Here is a 16,175-nt window from a genome sequence, read left to right as displayed (position 1 = left end):
ACAACGAGTGGTTACAACGCGGCAGAGTATCCCGATGGCGGGATAGCAAAATGGTTATGCAGCGGCCTGCAAAGCCGTTTACGTCGGTTCGATTCCGTCTCCCGCCTCCAAAATTCAAAAGCCCTGACTTGTCAGGGCTTTTTCTTTTTCTGCGTCGGCGCTCTCGTCCCTCTCGTCCCTCTCGTCCTCGAGCATCCTCTCAGCCGCAATATAGCTGCGCCTTTCGGCCCGACTTCACAACACCATCGCACGCATGATCCTCCCCGTCACCTCATCGGCCGGGTAGAACGCTTCGAGCGCCATCTCGGCCAGCGTCACATCCACGGGGGTGCCAAATACCGTGGTCGTGCTGAAGAACGACAGCAGACCCTCGCTCGTGCGCAACTGCATCGGCACGAAAATGTTCGCCGTGGGCGGTACCGCCGGTGCTGGCCCGCGCTCTGCCACGGGATACGCCTTCAACTCCTCGTACAGCTCGCCCAACGTGGCGTCGCCGCTTGCGTGAATTTGCTGACGCAGGCGATGCAGCAAATGCGCACGCCATTCCGGCAAATTGGCGATGCGCGACGCGAGACCGTCCGGGTGCAGCGACAGACGCAGGACATTCACAGCACCGCTCAGCAACGACGGGTCGACGCCAGCGAGCAGCGGCATCACCGCGCGATTGGCCGCGAGTAGCGTCCAATGTCGGTCGACGGCCAGTGCCGGGTACGGCTTGTGACCATCCAGTACCCGCTGAACGGCTTCGCGTGCGACGGCCATGTCGGGGGCGTCGAACGCGCGAGCCTCGAAGCGCGGCGCAAAGCCCGCCGCGACAAGCAGCGCGTTGCGCTCACGCAGTGGGATGTCGAGTGCTTGCGCGAGATGCAGGAGCATTTCGCGGCTGGGTTGCGCGCGGCCCGTCTCCACAAAGCTCAAATGGCGGGTGGAAATTTCGGCTTCCAACGCGAGATCGAGTTGGCTCATACGTCGACGCTGACGCCAGTCGCGCAACAGGGTTCCGATAGCAGGTGTCGTCATGACGCGGAGTATGGGCGGTTGGAGAGTGAGCAGCCATTACCTCGCAGGTAATCGACGGTGCGTCGCGCAATCGAGAAGATTATAGCCAGCGAGACACGACGTCTCGTCATCCTGAACAACGCTGCCATCGGCGCGTTGTCCGGATCGGGCTCACTTCAATGGAGGTCATCATGATGTCATCGCATCAATCCTCGCCTGAGGCTTCGCGTCACAACGTGCTTCATTTGCTTCATGCTTCTTCCCGCGCTTCAATGCTTGCCCGCGTTATGCTCGCCAACGCGCTGGTGAGCGGTGCCGTCGGACTCTTGCAGGTTCTCGCCGCGGTTCCGCTGGCGGGGCTGCTGGACTTGCCTGCCGTCGGGCTGCGCGTCACGGGCCTTATCCTGCTTGTCTACGGGGCTGCGCTCATCTCGCTGGTGCGACGGACTCCGTTACCCGCTGGGGCAGCGTGGACGGTCATTGGCATCAACGTGATCTGGGCACTCGATTGCGCCTTGTTGCTGGCATCGGACTGGATCGCGCCCAATGGGCTGGGCGTGGCCTTCATCGGTGTCCAGATCGTGACCGTGCTGGTGTTCGCCGAACTGACGTTCATTGGACTTCGCCGCCGTCGGCAGGTGTCGGTCTGATGGGGTGGGTGCCCCCGCAACGTCACGAATTCACTGTTATTCGATAACGGCGGGGGTGGTCGGTATTACTATCGTCAGCATTGATCCCGATTTAGGAAATCGACGACAGACATGACCGACAAGAAACTGTTTTACTACCCCAGCAACGCCAGCATGGCCCCTCACATTGTTCTGGAGGAAATCGGCCAGCCATTCGAATTGGTGCTGGTAGATCGTAATCACAATGCGCACAAGTCAGCCGAATATCTGCGCCTGAACCCCAACGGATTGATTCCTGTGTTGGTCGACGGCGACATGGTGCTGTATGAGACGGCCGCTATTTGTCTGCATCTGGCAGACACATCACCTGAAAGCGAGATGGCGCCGCGGTTGGCGCCCCGCTTGGCAACGCAGGAACGTGCCGAGTTTTACAAATGGCTCATGTGGCTGACGAACACGCTTCAGTCGGCATTGATTGTCTATTTCTACCCGGAGCGTTGGGTGGACGTCGGCAACGTGGCGGGGGTGGATCAGGTGCGGGCGCATGCCGAATCGAAGATCGGTACCTTGCTTGAGCAACTGGAGCAGCAACTTCAGTCGAGCGGCGGCCCTTGGTTGCTAGGCGACGAATACTCGATCCTTGATCCGTATGCGTTCATGCTCTGTCGTTGGACAAGAGGCTTTGCCAAACCGGCTCGCGAGCGTGCGCTGCTCGGTGAGTATTTGCAGCGGATGCTTGCACGGCCTGCGGTGCAACGTGTGCTGAAAACTGAAAGGCTGACTGCGCCATTCGTCTGAGACAACGCGTCGTAGTGCGTGCGAAGATCTGCCTGGTCTGCGGTCGGGGAAGTTGCCGCAGCGAATTCCAATCATCAACAAGCGAAATCATCGACGTCGTCTCACATCGTCGAAATCGTTGGGCATACTAAAAATAATGAATCATTCCGATCGGGTCATATTGGCAGGTTGCGTGTGCATGTTTAGCGTCATGTCGACGCTTCCGGCGTTGTACTGGATTTTCGCATCCGAACAGGTGCCAGCTGCCGGGTTGATTCCGGGTTCGACGCTTTCGGTCGGCTGGCAACTGGCGCTCGTCGTGCTGGGTGCCTGTTGGAGTGCCGCCTGTGCCGTCGCGCTCATGCAACGCCATGCCTGGGCGAAGCCGCTGTTGATTCTTCAGATGATTTCCGGATTTGCGTTGACGTGGTTCATCGGTAAGAGCGGGCCGATGACTCACCTGTCGACGCTTCTGGTCGCAGGCCTGCCGTTACTGATCGTTCTGCGTGTGCCGATGGAACGCGTCAAGGCGTGGCATTCGCGAACGATGGCACAGAGGATTCGACGCATTTTCGGCCTGTGCGCCTACGGTTTTTCTATCGCGCTGATATTCGTGACGCTGATGGCGCTGTTCAGTGGCACGTCCGCGACAGCGAATACGGTGGCGATGACCGGCGCGACAGCCTTCAGCACCCTCGTCGTCGCGTTATTGATCATGCTGTTCGGTGGTCTCGTTTGGGGAGACAGAAGTGCTGCACGCAAGGCCGCAGGCTTGTCGCTGATGGCACTCGCGATTTTCATGACGGTGCAATGCGTAATGACTGCTGCCTATGTTCGGGAGTACGCGCCGCAAGCACAAAACCTGTTGCACTGGTCGGCGATGTTCCCCATGTTGATCTTTCTGGCAATGACGGGTTTCACTGTGCGCAGAATGGTGCGAGAGCGGTAACGATGCCGTTTTCCGACGGCACCGTCTCGAGACTCGTCAGTCTACCCGCCGCCAGACGGAGATCGGCACGTCGCCGTTCGGACGCGGCGTCACGCGGTAGCTCAGCACGCCTTCCTTGAGTTCGTAATTGCGCTTCTGCTGTTCCCCCTCCCAGTTGGGAAACGAGGCGTTTTGGATGTGGAATGTCAGCGTGCCGTCGGCCGGATCGATGCTGATCGTGCCCGTATGCGTGCTGGAGCCCATGACGGCCGCCTTGTACTCTGCGGGCGTCCCCGCACTCTTGTCGCCCGACGCGAATTTGGGGCGTTCCGCCTTGAAAATTTGCAGCGAGTAGTTCCCCTTCGCGTCGATCACCAGCAGGCCCTTGGGCGCCGCGCCATAGTCGCGCGCGAGAGAGCCGTCCAGATGCCGGACGTCAGCCGCGACCAACGTCCACGTACCGGCGAGCGACGGCGCAACCGTTGACGGCGCGGCTTGAGCGCCCGTCGTCAATAGCATGCACATCGAGAAGGCCGCGCCGAGCATGCAGCGCTTAAGCATCGTCTGAGCATTCATAAGGTGATATCTCTGTGACCGGAAGGAGGTGAGAGGGATGGCCGGGGAAGGCTTGCGAGATCGCGCGGGACACGCAGATCGACCCGGCACAGTCACCGATGATAGCCAGAAGAACGATGCAGTAAATGCGATAATTCGGCATCAATGCTTCAGAAAAACTGAATAATGACGATCCCGAATCTCGACATGGATGCCCTGCGGACATTCCTTGCGACGCAGCAACTGGGCAGTCTGAATCGCGCGGCAGAACGCGTCGGGCGTTCGCAATCGGCCGTCAGTCAGCAGATGCGCAAGCTCGAAGCGCAGGTCGGTCAGCCGCTGTTTCGTCGACAAGGGCGAGGCCTGATGCTAACCGACGCGGGCGAACTGATCCTTTCCTATGCGCACCGCATTCTCGATCTCAACGACGAAGCCGTTCGTGCGGTTCGCGGGGCGTCGGTCGAGGGCGTGGTGCGCTTCGGTCTGCCTGGCGACTTCGCTGAGACGTGGTTGCCCGCAGCGCTTGGGCAATTCAAGAAGACGCATCCGGGTGTGCGTGTCGAAGTCGCAGTCGAACGCAACGGCGTGTTACTCGAACGGCTGGACCGGGGAGAGCTCGACCTTGTCCTCGTGATGGGAAACGAAAGCCGGTCCGATGCCGAGCCTCTCGCCATGTTGCCGATGACATGGATCGGACCCGTCGGTGCCGACATAGTGCTGACGCCAGGTGTCGCTTTGGACCTCGCGCTGTACAACCCGCCGTGCTTCTTTCGTCGCACGGGCATCGAGGCGCTCGATGCCGCAGGTATTTCGTGGCGCCTGGCTTATACGACAGCGAGCCTGCAGAGTCTTTGGTCGGGTGTCGCCGCAGGACTTGGCATCACGTTGAGAACGGCGGCCGGTCTGCCGTCGTCGTTAAAGAGGCTCGGCACAAAAGAGGGCCTGCCGCCGCTGCCGTCGGTTGCCCTCTGCCTGCATGCGGGTCATCGGGACACGTCACCGGCATTGGCGCAGCTCAAGCGCGTGGTCACGGAATGTGCGGGCGCGAACCTCGCCGCAGCATAGTTTCTGCGTGCCGCACCCGTCGTCGAATCGTAGAATGCTCAATTGCCCCAAAAGAGCCACCAGAGGTACGGAATGGACACTGCAACGGACAAAGCAACGATCGATGGACGACTGGATTTTCTGCGAACCTGCGAGCGTCTGAAGGACGTTCTGCGAAGCGCGCACACCTCGTCCGGACGCCGTGAAAGTACGGCCGAACACAGCTGGCGTCTCGGGCTGATGGCAACGGTTTTCATGGATCAGCTGGGCGACGTCGACCGCCTGAAAATCATGGAGCTTTGTCTCGTCCACGATCTCGGTGAAGCGCTTCACGGGGATGTTCCTGCGACGGAGCAAAGTGGCGATATCGATAAGGATGCTGTCGAGCGAAATGACTTGATGGAAGTCTGTGCGCCGCTCGATGCGCCACTGCGTGAAAAGATCATCGCGCTTTGGGACGAATACGCGGATGCGAAAACTCCCGAAGCGCGTGCCGTCAAAGCGCTGGATAAACTCGAAACCATGCTGCAACACACGCAGGGCGACAATCCTTCCGACTTCGATTACGCGTTCAATCTCGATTACGGACGCAAGTACACCGATGCCGTATTGCCGCTTCGTGGCGTTCGTCAGCGAATCGACGACGCTACGCGTGAACGCATCGCAAAAGCCGGACAAGCAGGCGAATAAGCGCATCGCCCGCCGAATCTTCAACGCTCAGGCCCGCGCCACCCGATTCATCACAAACGTCTGACGCGTTTCGAACCCCATGCGCTTGTAAAGCGCGATAGCAGATTCGTTGTCATCCTTCACGTGAAGGAATGGGGTATCGCCACGCGCTTTGATTTGTTGGCGAAGGATGTTCATCAGGCGTCCCGCGAGCCCCTTGCCGCGATGACGCTCATCCACACACACCGCGCTGATTTCCACATATCCGTCCAGACGCATACGCTCGCCAGCCATCGCGATCAGCTCGCCGTCTGCACGAATTCCAATGTAGTTGCCCATCTCGATCGTGCGCTTGCCGAACGGCCCGGGGCGCGTTCGCTCCGTGAGCGCGAGCATCTCCGGCACATCGCTCGCACCGAGTTGCTCAACCCCTTCTTCGTCAAGCGCGCCGACATTGCCAGCATCCACCATCTGAATCACGGAAAACACGTGATCGTGATGAATGCCGTTCACCGGCGGTAATGCTTCGAGCGACGGCAGAAACACAAAGCCGCCTTGCGCAATGATCGATGCCAGCGCATGAAATGCCGCTTGCGTCGTATTTGCTACACCAGCAAACGGCGCCACGTCCGCTTCGTATCGACGTGCTAATTCATTCCCTTGCGCGAGTGCGGATTGCTTCGTCGTCAGTGCATTCCACGTCGGATTGTCGAGACGGTAATGATTCGAGTGTTCCATGATCGTTTCCCTTGCTGATGCCTTGATGTCGCTTTAAACCGCGTGTCCGAGAATCGCCGTGGCGAACGAAACCGTCGCACCGAAACCCACAAGAAATGCCAACGTGCGCACGACCGGAATACCGGCGACATAAACGACGTAATGCACGATGCGTGCGATCAGATACAGCTTCGCCGCGAAAACCGTAGCGGGCGTCGAAATTCCGACTATTGCGGCAATCAACACGAGCGGCGCAAAGACGGCGAGGTTTTCCACCGCGTTGGCGTGGGCTCGTTTGGCGCGTTGCATCCATGCAGGCGTCGCGGCCCCGGACGTCTGTGCGGCAACTTCCGGCACCGGGTTAGCCATCGCGCGCATGGGTCCGCGCTGCACGACCCCGGCCAGAATGTAGGGAATCCACATGGCCGCCGTCAGCAATGCCACGAGGGTGAGGTAATACAGTTCCGGCGTGAGCTTCATGGTGTCCCCTTATTGGAAGTCGTTGAATATGCGGCGATTCTAGACTTCAGAGGACGACAGGAATATAGTCGCAAATGACAATATTCGAGTCATTTGCGACATGAAGATTTGCGTTTTTGCGCTGGACGGCGCGTTCGACACCGGCCTCACTGCGATCCTCGATACGCTCTGCACGGCCAACGAACTCGCGATGCTGCGCGGGGCCGATGTTTTGCCGTTCGACGTGAGCGTCGTCGGCACGAAGTCGCGCATCAAGACGGCGCTGGGGATGACGATGGCCGTCGAACCGGCGCGTGACGTCGAGCACTTGACCCAGTTGCCCGACTGGGTGGTCGTCCCTGCATTGAACGCCAAGCTGCCGGACATCCTCGTGCCCGCGCTGGCGCGACGCGACGTCGAAGACGCCAAGTCGTATCTGCGCACGTGGAGCGCAAAGGGCGTCGGCATCGCGGCGGCATGCATCGGCACATTCGTTGTGGCCGACAGCGGCCTGCTCGACGGCGAGGAAGCAACGACCACCTGGTCGCTTGCACCGCTATTTCGTGAGCGATATCCGACGGTGAAGCTGAGCGATTCGCGAATGGTGGTGGAGTCGAACGGGCGGGTGACGGCCGGTGCGGCGATGGGGCACCTCGACCTCGCGCTGTGGTTCGTGCGGCAGGCCAGCCCCGAGCTGGCGTCGCACGTCGCGCGCTTCCTGCTGATCGACAACCGCTCGTCGCAGGCGCAGTACATCATCCCGGACTTTCTCGCGCATGCCGACCCGCTCGTCGAACGCTTCGAACGATGGGCACGCGAGCACATGTCGCAAGGTTTTTCGCTGGAGAACGCCGCGCAGGCGTTGCATGTGCATGTTCGGACGTTGCAACGTCGCACGGAGCAGGTGCTCGGCAAGTCACCGCTGGCGTTTTTTCAGGACCTGCGCATTCAGCGCGCACGACAACTGGTGTCGAACGGCTGCGATCTCGACACCGTCGCGACAGAGGTCGGCTATGCGGATGCCTCAACCCTGCGCAATCTGCTCAGACGCAAACTCGGTCGTACCGTGAAGGAGCTTCGCAGCGATTGATGTGAACGGTGGTAGGGCGCGTTCGCGTCATGGACACCGCGCCGGAAATGTCCGAGAATCGCGGCGCCTGTACACCAAGGCCACACAGCCCCGCCTGCCGGGTTCTCGTCCTTCACCGCCGCATGTAATGACCTACGCCTCCACGTTCATCTTCGCCGCGAAGTCGTTCGACGACGCGTTTCACCGTCTCGATCAGACCATCGCGCAGGCAGCACGCAGCATTCCCGGCTATCTCGGCGAAGAGGCGTGGGAGAACACTGCCACCGGGCAGGTCTCGAACGTGTACTACTGGGCGTCGCTCGAAGCGCTCGATCAGTTGATTCGGCATCCTGTGCATCTGGAAGCCAAGGCGGCGCAGGCGAACTGGCTGAACGGCTACCAGGTCGTCATCTCACAGGTGCTGCGCACTTATGGCGACGGAAAGCTGCCGCACGTGCTCAACGCCCCGGCAAACACGTAACGGCAACACTTCACGGCAACCCGTCGCCGCGAAGCGCCCGACGCTCAGAACCCGATCTGCTTGAGAAATTCGTTGACCGGCCCCGACCACATCTTGCCGCCGTAGGTGAGCAGCATGTGACCGTCGTGCCCAGCGACATCCTCCGTGTGGACGAACTTCGCCGGACTGCCCGACGCGGCGAAGGCGTCGAACCATTGCTTCGGGGCGTCCGGTCCCCAGTACTGATCGTTGTGCGCATACAGCCAGAGCCCGGGGATCTTCGTCGTCTTGCCGAATTCGCCGTAGACCGTCCTCATCTGTTCGGGATCGCAGCTGTGTTGCGGCGACAACTCGGGCGACCCACCTGCGCCGCCGGAGAAGTTGATGTAACCGACGACGCCCGGCGGATTCGTGGCCGCCGTGGAGACGGTCGTGAAGCCACCGACCGAGCGGCCTTCCAGCACCACGCGATTCTTGTCCGCCCAGGGTTGCGCCTGCACCCACTTCAACGCGGCGAGGTTCGCTTCGGCCGTGACCTTCGCGAGCTTCTCGAAGTCGGGACGCCGCACGCATTGCCCGTTCTTGAACGACGAACCGGAGTTCTCCCGATCCGGCCCGCCCGTCAGACCATAGCCGACGCGAATCGGTGCAACGATGGCGAAACCCCGCGCGAGCCAGAACCGTACGTGACCCTTGAGAATCGGGGCGTCGAGTTTCGCGCGAACGAGCGGATCTCCCGCACGTCCGTGCTCGAAGATCAGCACGGGGAACGGGCCGTTGCCCGCCGGTTTGTAGACCTCCGTGTGCATCGAGATGTCGCCGCCGAAGGTACTTGCCCCGGGCACGACGATGCCGACGATTTCAGGCTTAACGTCTGTCTGCGACGGGGCGGCGCTCGCGGGTGGCGCCGAGGTGTCGTCCGTCGCCGCGAACGACGTCGGCACCGAGACGAGGAGTGCAGTCAGCGCCGTGGCGCAGAGCGAACCGGTGCGCTTGAGTGCGCAAGCAGCGAAACGTGTCATGTGAGGGACGATCGTGTCGTATGAGCGAGGTGGACTTGCAAACCGACGCTATCGTACTTCGCGCTGTGTGACAGCGACACTCGTTCGAACGGCTGAGGATGTCGCTTCAATCGATGGCTTCGGACCCTTCGTCACCTGTATCCGCCACGTCGACGATCTCCGCCGAGTCCGCCGCAAAGTAACGGCCGGGCGTGGTGTGGAAGGTACGTCTGAACAATGCGATGAAAGCGCTGGCGTTGTCATACCCGAGGTCCAGCGCGACGGCCCCGACGGATTGCCCGGCGGCGAGCAGTTCCAGCCCGCGCAACAGACGCGCGCGCTGACGCCACGCCGTGAACGTCAGCCCCGTCTCCTCGACGAAGCGCCGACTCACTGTGCGCGTCGATGTGCTGGCCCAGTCGGCCCACGCGTCGAGCGAGCGGTCGTTGGCCGGGTCGTCGATGAGGGCGGCGGCGATGCGTCGCAGGCGAGGGTGGCTTGGCATGGGCAGACGGAAGGCGTCGGCTGGGCTGGCTGCGATCTCGTCGAGAATCACATTCATGATGTTCGCCTGTGTCCGGTCCGGCTCGCCCAGCGCCCACTGACCGGCGCGCACCACCGCCTCGCGTAGCAATCCGGAGACCTCGATCGCACGTGGCTGATCCGGCAAGCCCGCACAGTGGTCCGGACGCACGTACACCGCCCAGCCGTTGAACGGCCCGTGAGAGAAAGCCGCGTGCGGGCAATGCGGCGGCACCCAGACGGCGCGCGACGTCGGTACGACCCACGTGCCGAGATTGGTGCGCACGGAGATCAGGCCGTTGAACAATCCGAGCAATTGACCGGAGGGGTGATGGTGCGTTTGCGATGCGCGCGGCACGCTCTCTCGCCCGACCAGCACGATCAGCGGCGGGTCCTTCGCGCCCATGATCTGCACGCGCGCCATTTTCGGCTTCAGGTGGTCGGGTAATTCCATGGCGTCATTTCGCTATTGAATGGCTTGGATAGTCTATCAGCGCCATTGGACGTCGCGATAAGCTCGTCGCATGTTTTTGAAGGAGCATCGCCATGTCGCTGCCAATCTATCCCGCCGGTTCGGGTGACGCCGTCCAGTCATCGGCATCCGCAACGTCCGCCGATTCCGCTCATCTGGATCCCGCTCATGTCGATCTCGATGCCCTTTACGATCCGCCATCCGAGGGGATCCTCAAAGGCGTGATGTCGCGCCTGTTGCCGTTCCACACGGCTTATCTCGATGTCGCGACGTTCTTCTGCGTGGCCACCGGCAATGCGCAAGGTCTCGACGCCTCACCGCGCGGCGGCGCGCCGGGTTTCGTCAAAGTGCTCGACGAGAAGACGGTCGTGTTCGCGGACTGGCCCGGCAACAACCGCATCGCGTCGCTGCGCAATCTGACCGAAGACGACCGCATCGGCATGCTGTTCCTGTTCCCGGGGCTGGAGGTCTTTATGCGTATCAACGGTCATGCGCGCATTGCCGTCGACCCGGTGTTGCTCGCGCAACTGAAGGAAGGTGAGCGCACGCCGAAGACAGCCATCGTCGTGAGCGTCGACGAAGTGCTGTTTCACTGCGGCAAGGCGATCAATCGCGCGAAGCTCTGGCGTGCCGAGTCGCACCTCGAGCGCAAGGCCGTACCGTCGATGGGAGATATGAAGGCGGCGCTCACAGGGATGGACCCTGCCCGCGCCAGCGAGATCGACGCGGGGTATTACCGCGCGGTGCGCGGCGACCTCTATTGATGACCTGCGTGCCGGAACCGCGCGAGAGCGCTTAGTTCTGTGTGCCGGCCGACTCTTGCGCGCGGCGCAGACGCTCGCGACTGTTCGTGAGGTGCGTGCGCATCGCGGCACGCGCGGCTTCCGGGTCGCGGCGCGAAATCGCGTTGTAGATGTCTTCGTGCTCGCGATTGACGCGATTGAGATACGACACCTGATCGTCGTCGGCAAGCGCTGCCGAGTTCACGCGCGTACGCGGAATGATCGTGTTGCCGAGCTGTTCGAGGATGTCGTGGAAATAGCGGTTGCCGGTCGCGCTCGCCACTTGCAGGTGGAAGGCGACGTCGGCCGTCACGGCATTGCCGGTGCGCTGACGCACGTGCATCTCGAAGTCGTCCAGCGCCTGACGCATGGCCTTGAGTTGCGCGTCCGTGCGACGGTTCGCCGCCAGACCTGCCGCCTCCGTTTCGAGCGAGATGCGCAGCTCCAGAATCGCCATCACGTCGAGCATCGTCAGAATGCTGTTCGTGTCGACTTGCAACGCATTCTCACGCGGGGCTTCGAGCACGAAGGTGCCGATGCCGTGACGCGTCTCCACCAGTTGTGCCGCCTGCAGCCGCGAAATCGCTTCGCGCACCACCGTGCGGCTCACGCCCAGACTTTCCATGATGGCCGACTCGGTCGGCAACTTGTCGCCCGGACGGAACGTGCCGGCGCGAATCTGCTCGGACAAGGCGCTCACCACCTCCTCCGTGAGGCTGCGAGACTTGCGGCGAGGACGTGCGGGCAACGGGCTGGTCATGGACATGGCGTCGGTTGGAATTGTGGGTGACGATAAATGGCAAAAACGCCCCCAGTTTACCTTATCGACCGTCGCATACATACGACAACCGATAAGAATCGACCGCCAACGCCACAGCCCCGATGCTACCGGGCGCTGGCGGCCGAAAAGACTGCTTCGTGCGACTTCTCGCGACCACTCTCCAGCACTTGCTGCCATCCGGTCCGGCACGCGCACAGCGTCGGTCCGGACGGCGTTACCTCTTGGACCTATTGGACCTCTTAGACCCCTTAGAGACCGGCATCAGAAATCGACGCGGATGCCGAGCATGCCGACGAACTGCGAACTCGTCGCCGACGGCGTGCTGTTCTGCGAGTCGCCGACCACCGGCCCCGCGTTGATGATGCTCACGCCGTTCGCCGAGATCGACTTGCCATTGGCGTGTTGCCACGCTTCGAGCGCGTACAGCGACGTGCGCTTCGAGAGCGAGTACACCTGCGCGAGCGACACCTGATGGTAGGTCGCGGCGTCGGTGATGCCGTTGGCCTTCGAGGCAGCGGTGTAGCTGTACGCCGCCGCCAGACGCCACTGCGGTGCGACGATCCACGACGCATGCACCCCAGCCGTGTTGAAGATCGCGCTGTCGTGGAACAGTGACGCCGCGCCCGGCTTGTACTGCACGTTGCTGTAGCTCGCGCCCAGCGTCAGGCTACCGAGCGTGTAGATACCGGCCACCGCAATGTGTTGCAGCGAGTCGGCGGTGACATAGCCCTGATTGACGGCCGACGTACCCGGTACACCGGTAGACGCGCTGTTCCAGGTCGTGCCGCCGCCGATGTTGTTCATCCGCAGGTAGCCTGCCGCCAGCGACACCGGGCCGCCGTCGTAGCGCAACGCACCGGAGAACGTGTTGCCCTTGCCCATCGCACCGGCCTGACCGCCGAAGCCGTACTGAACGCTGGCCGTCACACCCCACAGTACCGGCGACGTGTACGTCACCGAGTTGTTGATGCGGATGGTCGTGTCGAGGCCGTCGATATCGCCCGGGTGCGCGCCGGTCGCCCCCGTCACATACGCGACGGGACCGATCGTGCCGACCATCAGGTAGTACGGCGAGTACTGACGGCCGATGGTGACCGTGCCGACCTGTGCGTTCTTCACGCCGACGAACGCCTGACGGTTGAACATCACGCCCGACGAACTGAATGCGCCGTTATTCACGTCAAAGCCGTTTTCCAGCTGGAAGAGTGCGCTGGTGCCCCCGCCCAGATCTTCCGTGCCGCGCAGGCCCCAGCGGCTGCCCGCGAGGTTGCCGTTGCGCAGATAGGTGTTCGACTTGCCGTTCTGGTTGCTGCTGTAGGTCAGTGCATCGTCGACGATCCCGTACAGCGTCACGTTCGACTGTGCGAACGCCGGCATTGCACCGGCGGCGAGACCGGCCAATACGAGCCCGGCAAACAGTTTCGAATGTCTCACGACTTCTCCTCTTGTGATGTGTTTTCTTGGACTTCGCGTACTTCGTTTTTGTGTGAAGCGGTGCTGCTTTTGTGGTGTTGCCGTGGTGTTCTGTCGAGGGAGCGAGCGCTCAGAAACGCGGTGCTTTGCCGCGCCAGTCGGGCCGGTATTTGCGCATCTGCACCGCGTCGTTGCGCGTACGCAGGCCGCAACGCAGGTATTGCTCGTGGAGCTTGGCCAGTTGGTCCTGATCGATTTCGAGCCCAAGTCCGGGGGCCTTCGTGATGGCGACCGCGCCGTTGCGAATCTCGATCTTTCCGCCGCGCACGACTTCCTCGTCGGCTTCCTGCCACGGGTAGTGCGTGTCGCAGGCATAGGACAAACGCGGCACGCTCGCCGCCAGATGCGTCATCGCCATCAGGCTGATGCCGAGGTGCGAGTTCGAGTGCATCGACAGGCCGATGTCGAACGTCTCGCACATACGCGCGAGCAACTGCGTGTCGCGAAGTCCGCCCCAGTAGTGGTGATCGGAGAGGATGATCTGCGCGCCGTTCAGGCGCACGTTCTCGCGGAATTGCCGCAGATCGGTGACGACCATGTTCGTGGCGAGCGGCATGCCCGTCGCACGATGCAATTGCGCCATGCCTTCGAGCGTGGGCGTGGGGTCTTCGTAGTATTCGAGATCGCCCGCCAGGTCGCGTCCCATCGCAATGGCCGTCGGGAGCGACCAGTTGCCATTCGGATCGATGCGCAACGGCTTGTCGGGGAATGCGCGCTTGATGGCCTTCAGGCACTTCACTTCTTCGGCCGGTTCCAGCACCCCGGCCTTGAGCTTGATGCTGCCGAAGCCGTAGGTGTCGATCATGAAGCGCGCCTGAGCGACGAGCTGCTCGGCATTCAGCGTCTCGCCCCAGCTATCCGGTGCGTACGGCGCATCGATGTGCTGCGCGTACTTGAAGAACAGATACGCGCTGTACTGCACTTCCTGACGCACCGCACCGCCGAGTAGTTCGACGAGCGGTATCCCCAGATGCCGCGCCTGCAAATCCAGAAACGGGACTTCGAACGCGGAGTAGAGCTTCTCGGCGTCCTTGCGTGGATCGGTGCCCGGCGCGAGTTCGTATTCCACGCGCTCGCCGCGAACGCCCTGACGCACGACAGAAGCGACCCGCTCGCGCAGCCCGTTCGTGTCGAACGGATCCATGCCGATCAGCAGCGGACGTGCGTTTTCGAGCAGGGTGAGCACCGGCGCATCGCCATAGGTTTCGCCCAGTCCGACATGTCCGTTATCGGTCTCGATTTCGATGATCGAGCGCAGGGCATACGGTTCGTGAATACCCGCAGCGTTGAGTAGCGGCGGGTCGCGAAAGGCAATCGGGGTGATCGTGATGCGCTGAATTTTCACGGCTACTTTTCCTTGGTCTCCACCGGGAACGCGGGTGTCGGAGGCGACGTCCATCTCGCGGTTTGTGTAACTTTTACGTCATCGTATGACTGGCCGTAATTTAGGTGACGCAATGGTCGCGTCTCTATCGGTGAAATCCCTGACAAAATGCTCGGCATCCTGATGAAATAGGGGTTTTAAGCCCGGTTAAACAAGGATTTCTCGATTTATAAGGGAAACCTCTGGGGTGTTTTGGCATGTCTCGCAATTGCAAATTGAATACCCAAGTCATATGATGACTTACGAGAAATTTAACCAAAGGAGACAGCATGAGCTTCAGCCGCAGGGGATTCTGGCAACGCACGCTCGGTGCGGTGGCATGTGCCGCCGTACTGGGAAGCATCGCAAGCACGGCAGCCGCTGCACCGGTTGCGCTGAATATCGTCGACGTGGCCGGCAATCTCGCGCTCACGCAAAAGGGCTTCGAGGCGTTCCGCGACAAGTACCCGGATCTCGTCTCGAAGATCACCTTCACCAATGCGCCTGCGCCGCAACTCCCGGGCAAGATCAAGGCTATGCAAGCGGCTGGCCGCTCGGATATCGATATCGTGCTGACGGGCACCGACGCGCTCGCCGCCGGTATCCAGCAAAACCTCTGGCAACGTCTGCTCCCCGACTACAGCGTGAAGCTGCCGGGCGTGCTCGATAAGTACGCCCCGAACGTGCGTGCGATGCAGGAGTTGTCGAAGGGCTACGGCCTGGCCGTCACGTTCATGCCTGCGGGTCCGCTCGTCGAATACAACCCGGCCAAGGTGACGAACCCGCCCAAGACCCCCGCTGAACTGCTCTCCTGGTGCAAAGCCAATCCGGGCAAGTTGATTTATGCGCGTCCGGCCAATTCGGGCCCGGGCCGCACGTTCCTGATGGGCCTGCCGTATCTGCTCGGCGACAAGGATCCGCACGACCCGATCAAGGGATGGGACAAGACGTGGGCTTTCCTGAAGGAACTCGATTCGTGCATTCCGTATTACCCGGGCGGCACGTCGGCGGTGATGAAGGAACTGGGCGAAGGCAGCCGCGACATGACGCTCACGGTCACCGGCTGGGACATCAATCCGCGTGCGCTGGGCATCGTGCCCGCGACGTTCAGGATTCAGTCGTTCGACAAGTTCACGTGGGTCAACGATGCGCATTACATGGTCGTGCCTAAGGGCGTGGCGAAAGAGAAGATGGAGGTGATCCTCAAGCTGATCAACTTCATGCTCGAACCTGCGCAGCAGGCGCTCACGTATGACGACGGCTACTTCTATCCGGGCCCGGCGGTGAAGGACGTACCGCTGTCCGCCGCCCCGGCGAAGAGCCAGGAAACGATCGCGAAGTACGGCCGTCCGGAATACGCGAAGCTCATCGCCGATTTCCCGCATGCCGTGCCGCTCGATGCGACGGCGATGGTGGCCGCATTCCAGAAGTGGGATGCCGAAATCGGTTCGCTGAAGTCGAAATAAGGGTTGCGT

The 16,175-nt window shown here is 61.5% G+C and carries 18 protein-coding genes and 1 tRNA gene; 10 read left to right on the top strand and 9 right to left on the bottom strand.

Annotated elements, in window-relative coordinates; genetic code table 11:
- Positions 1-36 precede the first annotated feature (36 nt).
- Positions 37-110: transfer RNA gene (locus tag NA29_RS20830), tRNA-Cys, on the top strand.
- 124 nt (positions 111-234) lie between these two features.
- Here the strand turns inward: NA29_RS20830 and NA29_RS20825 are convergent.
- Positions 235-1,020 (bottom strand): helix-turn-helix domain-containing protein, encoded by a 786-nt coding sequence (locus NA29_RS20825; protein WP_052253103.1) that lies wholly within the window; start codon positions 1,018-1,020, stop codon positions 235-237.
- Positions 1,021-1,271: 251 nt separating this feature from the next.
- Between NA29_RS20825 and NA29_RS20820 the strand changes: the two genes are divergently transcribed.
- The 3 genes from NA29_RS20820 to NA29_RS20810 all read left to right on the top strand — a co-directional run bounded on the left by NA29_RS20820 (position 1,272) and on the right by NA29_RS20810 (position 3,354).
- On the top strand, positions 1,272-1,649 hold the full coding sequence (locus NA29_RS20820) for a hypothetical protein (protein ID WP_197701864.1): 378 nt from the start codon (positions 1,272-1,274) through the stop codon (positions 1,647-1,649).
- A 111-nt stretch (positions 1,650-1,760) separates the two neighbouring features.
- Positions 1,761-2,426 carry a glutathione S-transferase family protein gene (locus NA29_RS20815; RefSeq protein WP_039401188.1) on the top strand — a complete coding sequence of 222 codons (666 nt, stop codon included), beginning with the start codon at positions 1,761-1,763 and terminating at the stop codon, positions 2,424-2,426.
- 52 nt (positions 2,427-2,478) lie between these two features.
- Complete coding sequence (locus NA29_RS20810; RefSeq protein WP_157127430.1) at positions 2,479-3,354, top strand: hypothetical protein; 876 nt, start codon at positions 2,479-2,481, stop codon at positions 3,352-3,354.
- Positions 3,355-3,390: 36 nt separating this feature from the next.
- Here the strand turns inward: NA29_RS20810 and NA29_RS20805 are convergent, their stop codons facing one another.
- Positions 3,391-3,858 (bottom strand): lipocalin-like domain-containing protein, encoded by a 468-nt coding sequence (locus tag NA29_RS20805; protein WP_224786976.1) that lies wholly within the window; start codon positions 3,856-3,858, stop codon positions 3,391-3,393.
- Positions 3,859-4,074: 216 nt separating this feature from the next.
- On the opposite strand from NA29_RS20805, the gene NA29_RS20800 reads away from it, so the two are divergent.
- Positions 4,075-4,953 (top strand): LysR substrate-binding domain-containing protein, encoded by an 879-nt coding sequence (locus tag NA29_RS20800; protein WP_039401180.1) that lies wholly within the window; start codon positions 4,075-4,077, stop codon positions 4,951-4,953.
- Positions 4,954-5,025: 72 nt separating this feature from the next.
- Complete coding sequence (locus tag NA29_RS20795; protein ID WP_039401178.1) at positions 5,026-5,622, top strand: HD domain-containing protein; 597 nt, start codon at positions 5,026-5,028, stop codon at positions 5,620-5,622.
- Positions 5,623-5,649: 27 nt separating this feature from the next.
- Here the strand turns inward: NA29_RS20795 and NA29_RS20790 are convergent, their stop codons facing one another.
- On the bottom strand, positions 5,650-6,339 hold the full coding sequence (locus NA29_RS20790) for a GNAT family N-acetyltransferase (RefSeq protein WP_039401176.1): 690 nt from the start codon (positions 6,337-6,339) through the stop codon (positions 5,650-5,652).
- A 33-nt stretch (positions 6,340-6,372) separates the two neighbouring features.
- Positions 6,373-6,798, bottom strand: a complete 426-nt coding sequence (locus NA29_RS20785; RefSeq protein WP_039401173.1) for an MAPEG family protein — start codon at positions 6,796-6,798, stop codon at positions 6,373-6,375.
- A 100-nt stretch (positions 6,799-6,898) separates the two neighbouring features.
- Here NA29_RS20785 and NA29_RS20780 point away from each other — a divergent pair, with 100 nt between their 5' ends.
- Positions 6,899-7,867: a GlxA family transcriptional regulator gene (locus NA29_RS20780; RefSeq protein ID WP_039401170.1), complete on the top strand. Its 969-nt coding sequence runs from the start codon at positions 6,899-6,901 to the stop codon at positions 7,865-7,867.
- A 127-nt stretch (positions 7,868-7,994) separates the two neighbouring features.
- On the top strand, positions 7,995-8,327 hold the full coding sequence (locus tag NA29_RS20775; RefSeq protein WP_039401168.1) for an antibiotic biosynthesis monooxygenase family protein: 333 nt from the start codon (positions 7,995-7,997) through the stop codon (positions 8,325-8,327).
- A 44-nt stretch (positions 8,328-8,371) separates the two neighbouring features.
- Here the strand turns inward: NA29_RS20775 and NA29_RS20770 are convergent, their stop codons facing one another.
- Positions 8,372-9,328 (bottom strand): alpha/beta hydrolase family protein, encoded by a 957-nt coding sequence (locus tag NA29_RS20770; RefSeq protein WP_039401165.1) that lies wholly within the window; start codon positions 9,326-9,328, stop codon positions 8,372-8,374.
- A 106-nt stretch (positions 9,329-9,434) separates the two neighbouring features.
- Complete coding sequence (locus tag NA29_RS20765; protein WP_072633348.1) at positions 9,435-10,283, bottom strand: AraC family transcriptional regulator; 849 nt, start codon at positions 10,281-10,283, stop codon at positions 9,435-9,437.
- A gap of 92 nt (positions 10,284-10,375) precedes the next feature.
- Between NA29_RS20765 and NA29_RS20760 the strand changes: the two genes are divergently transcribed.
- Positions 10,376-11,065 (top strand): pyridoxamine 5'-phosphate oxidase family protein, encoded by a 690-nt coding sequence (locus tag NA29_RS20760; RefSeq protein ID WP_084103998.1) that lies wholly within the window; start codon positions 10,376-10,378, stop codon positions 11,063-11,065.
- A gap of 31 nt (positions 11,066-11,096) precedes the next feature.
- On the opposite strand, the gene NA29_RS20755 is transcribed toward NA29_RS20760, so the two are convergent.
- The 3 genes from NA29_RS20755 to NA29_RS20745 all read right to left on the bottom strand — a co-directional run bounded on the left by NA29_RS20755 (position 11,097) and on the right by NA29_RS20745 (position 14,682).
- Positions 11,097-11,843, bottom strand: a complete 747-nt coding sequence (locus tag NA29_RS20755) for a FadR/GntR family transcriptional regulator (RefSeq protein ID WP_039404139.1) — start codon at positions 11,841-11,843, stop codon at positions 11,097-11,099.
- 282 nt (positions 11,844-12,125) lie between these two features.
- A complete protein-coding gene (locus tag NA29_RS20750; RefSeq protein ID WP_231965192.1) occupies positions 12,126-13,241 on the bottom strand; it encodes a porin in 1,116 nt (371 codons plus the stop codon).
- A 166-nt stretch (positions 13,242-13,407) separates the two neighbouring features.
- On the bottom strand, positions 13,408-14,682 hold the full coding sequence (locus NA29_RS20745; RefSeq protein WP_039401159.1) for a glucarate dehydratase family protein: 1,275 nt from the start codon (positions 14,680-14,682) through the stop codon (positions 13,408-13,410).
- Between the two features lie 308 nt (positions 14,683-14,990).
- Between NA29_RS20745 and NA29_RS20740 the strand changes: the two genes are divergently transcribed.
- Positions 14,991-16,166, top strand: coding sequence for an extracellular solute-binding protein (locus tag NA29_RS20740; protein WP_039401156.1), 1,176 nt, complete (start codon positions 14,991-14,993; stop codon positions 16,164-16,166).
- Positions 16,167-16,175 lie beyond the last annotated feature (9 nt).

This window comes from Pandoraea sputorum (assembly GCF_000814845.2).
GTDB classification, from domain to species: Bacteria; Pseudomonadota; Gammaproteobacteria; order Burkholderiales; family Burkholderiaceae; genus Pandoraea; species Pandoraea sputorum.
The sequence above is the reverse complement of the archived record's forward strand: the minus strand, read 5'-3'. Positions and strand labels throughout refer to the sequence as shown.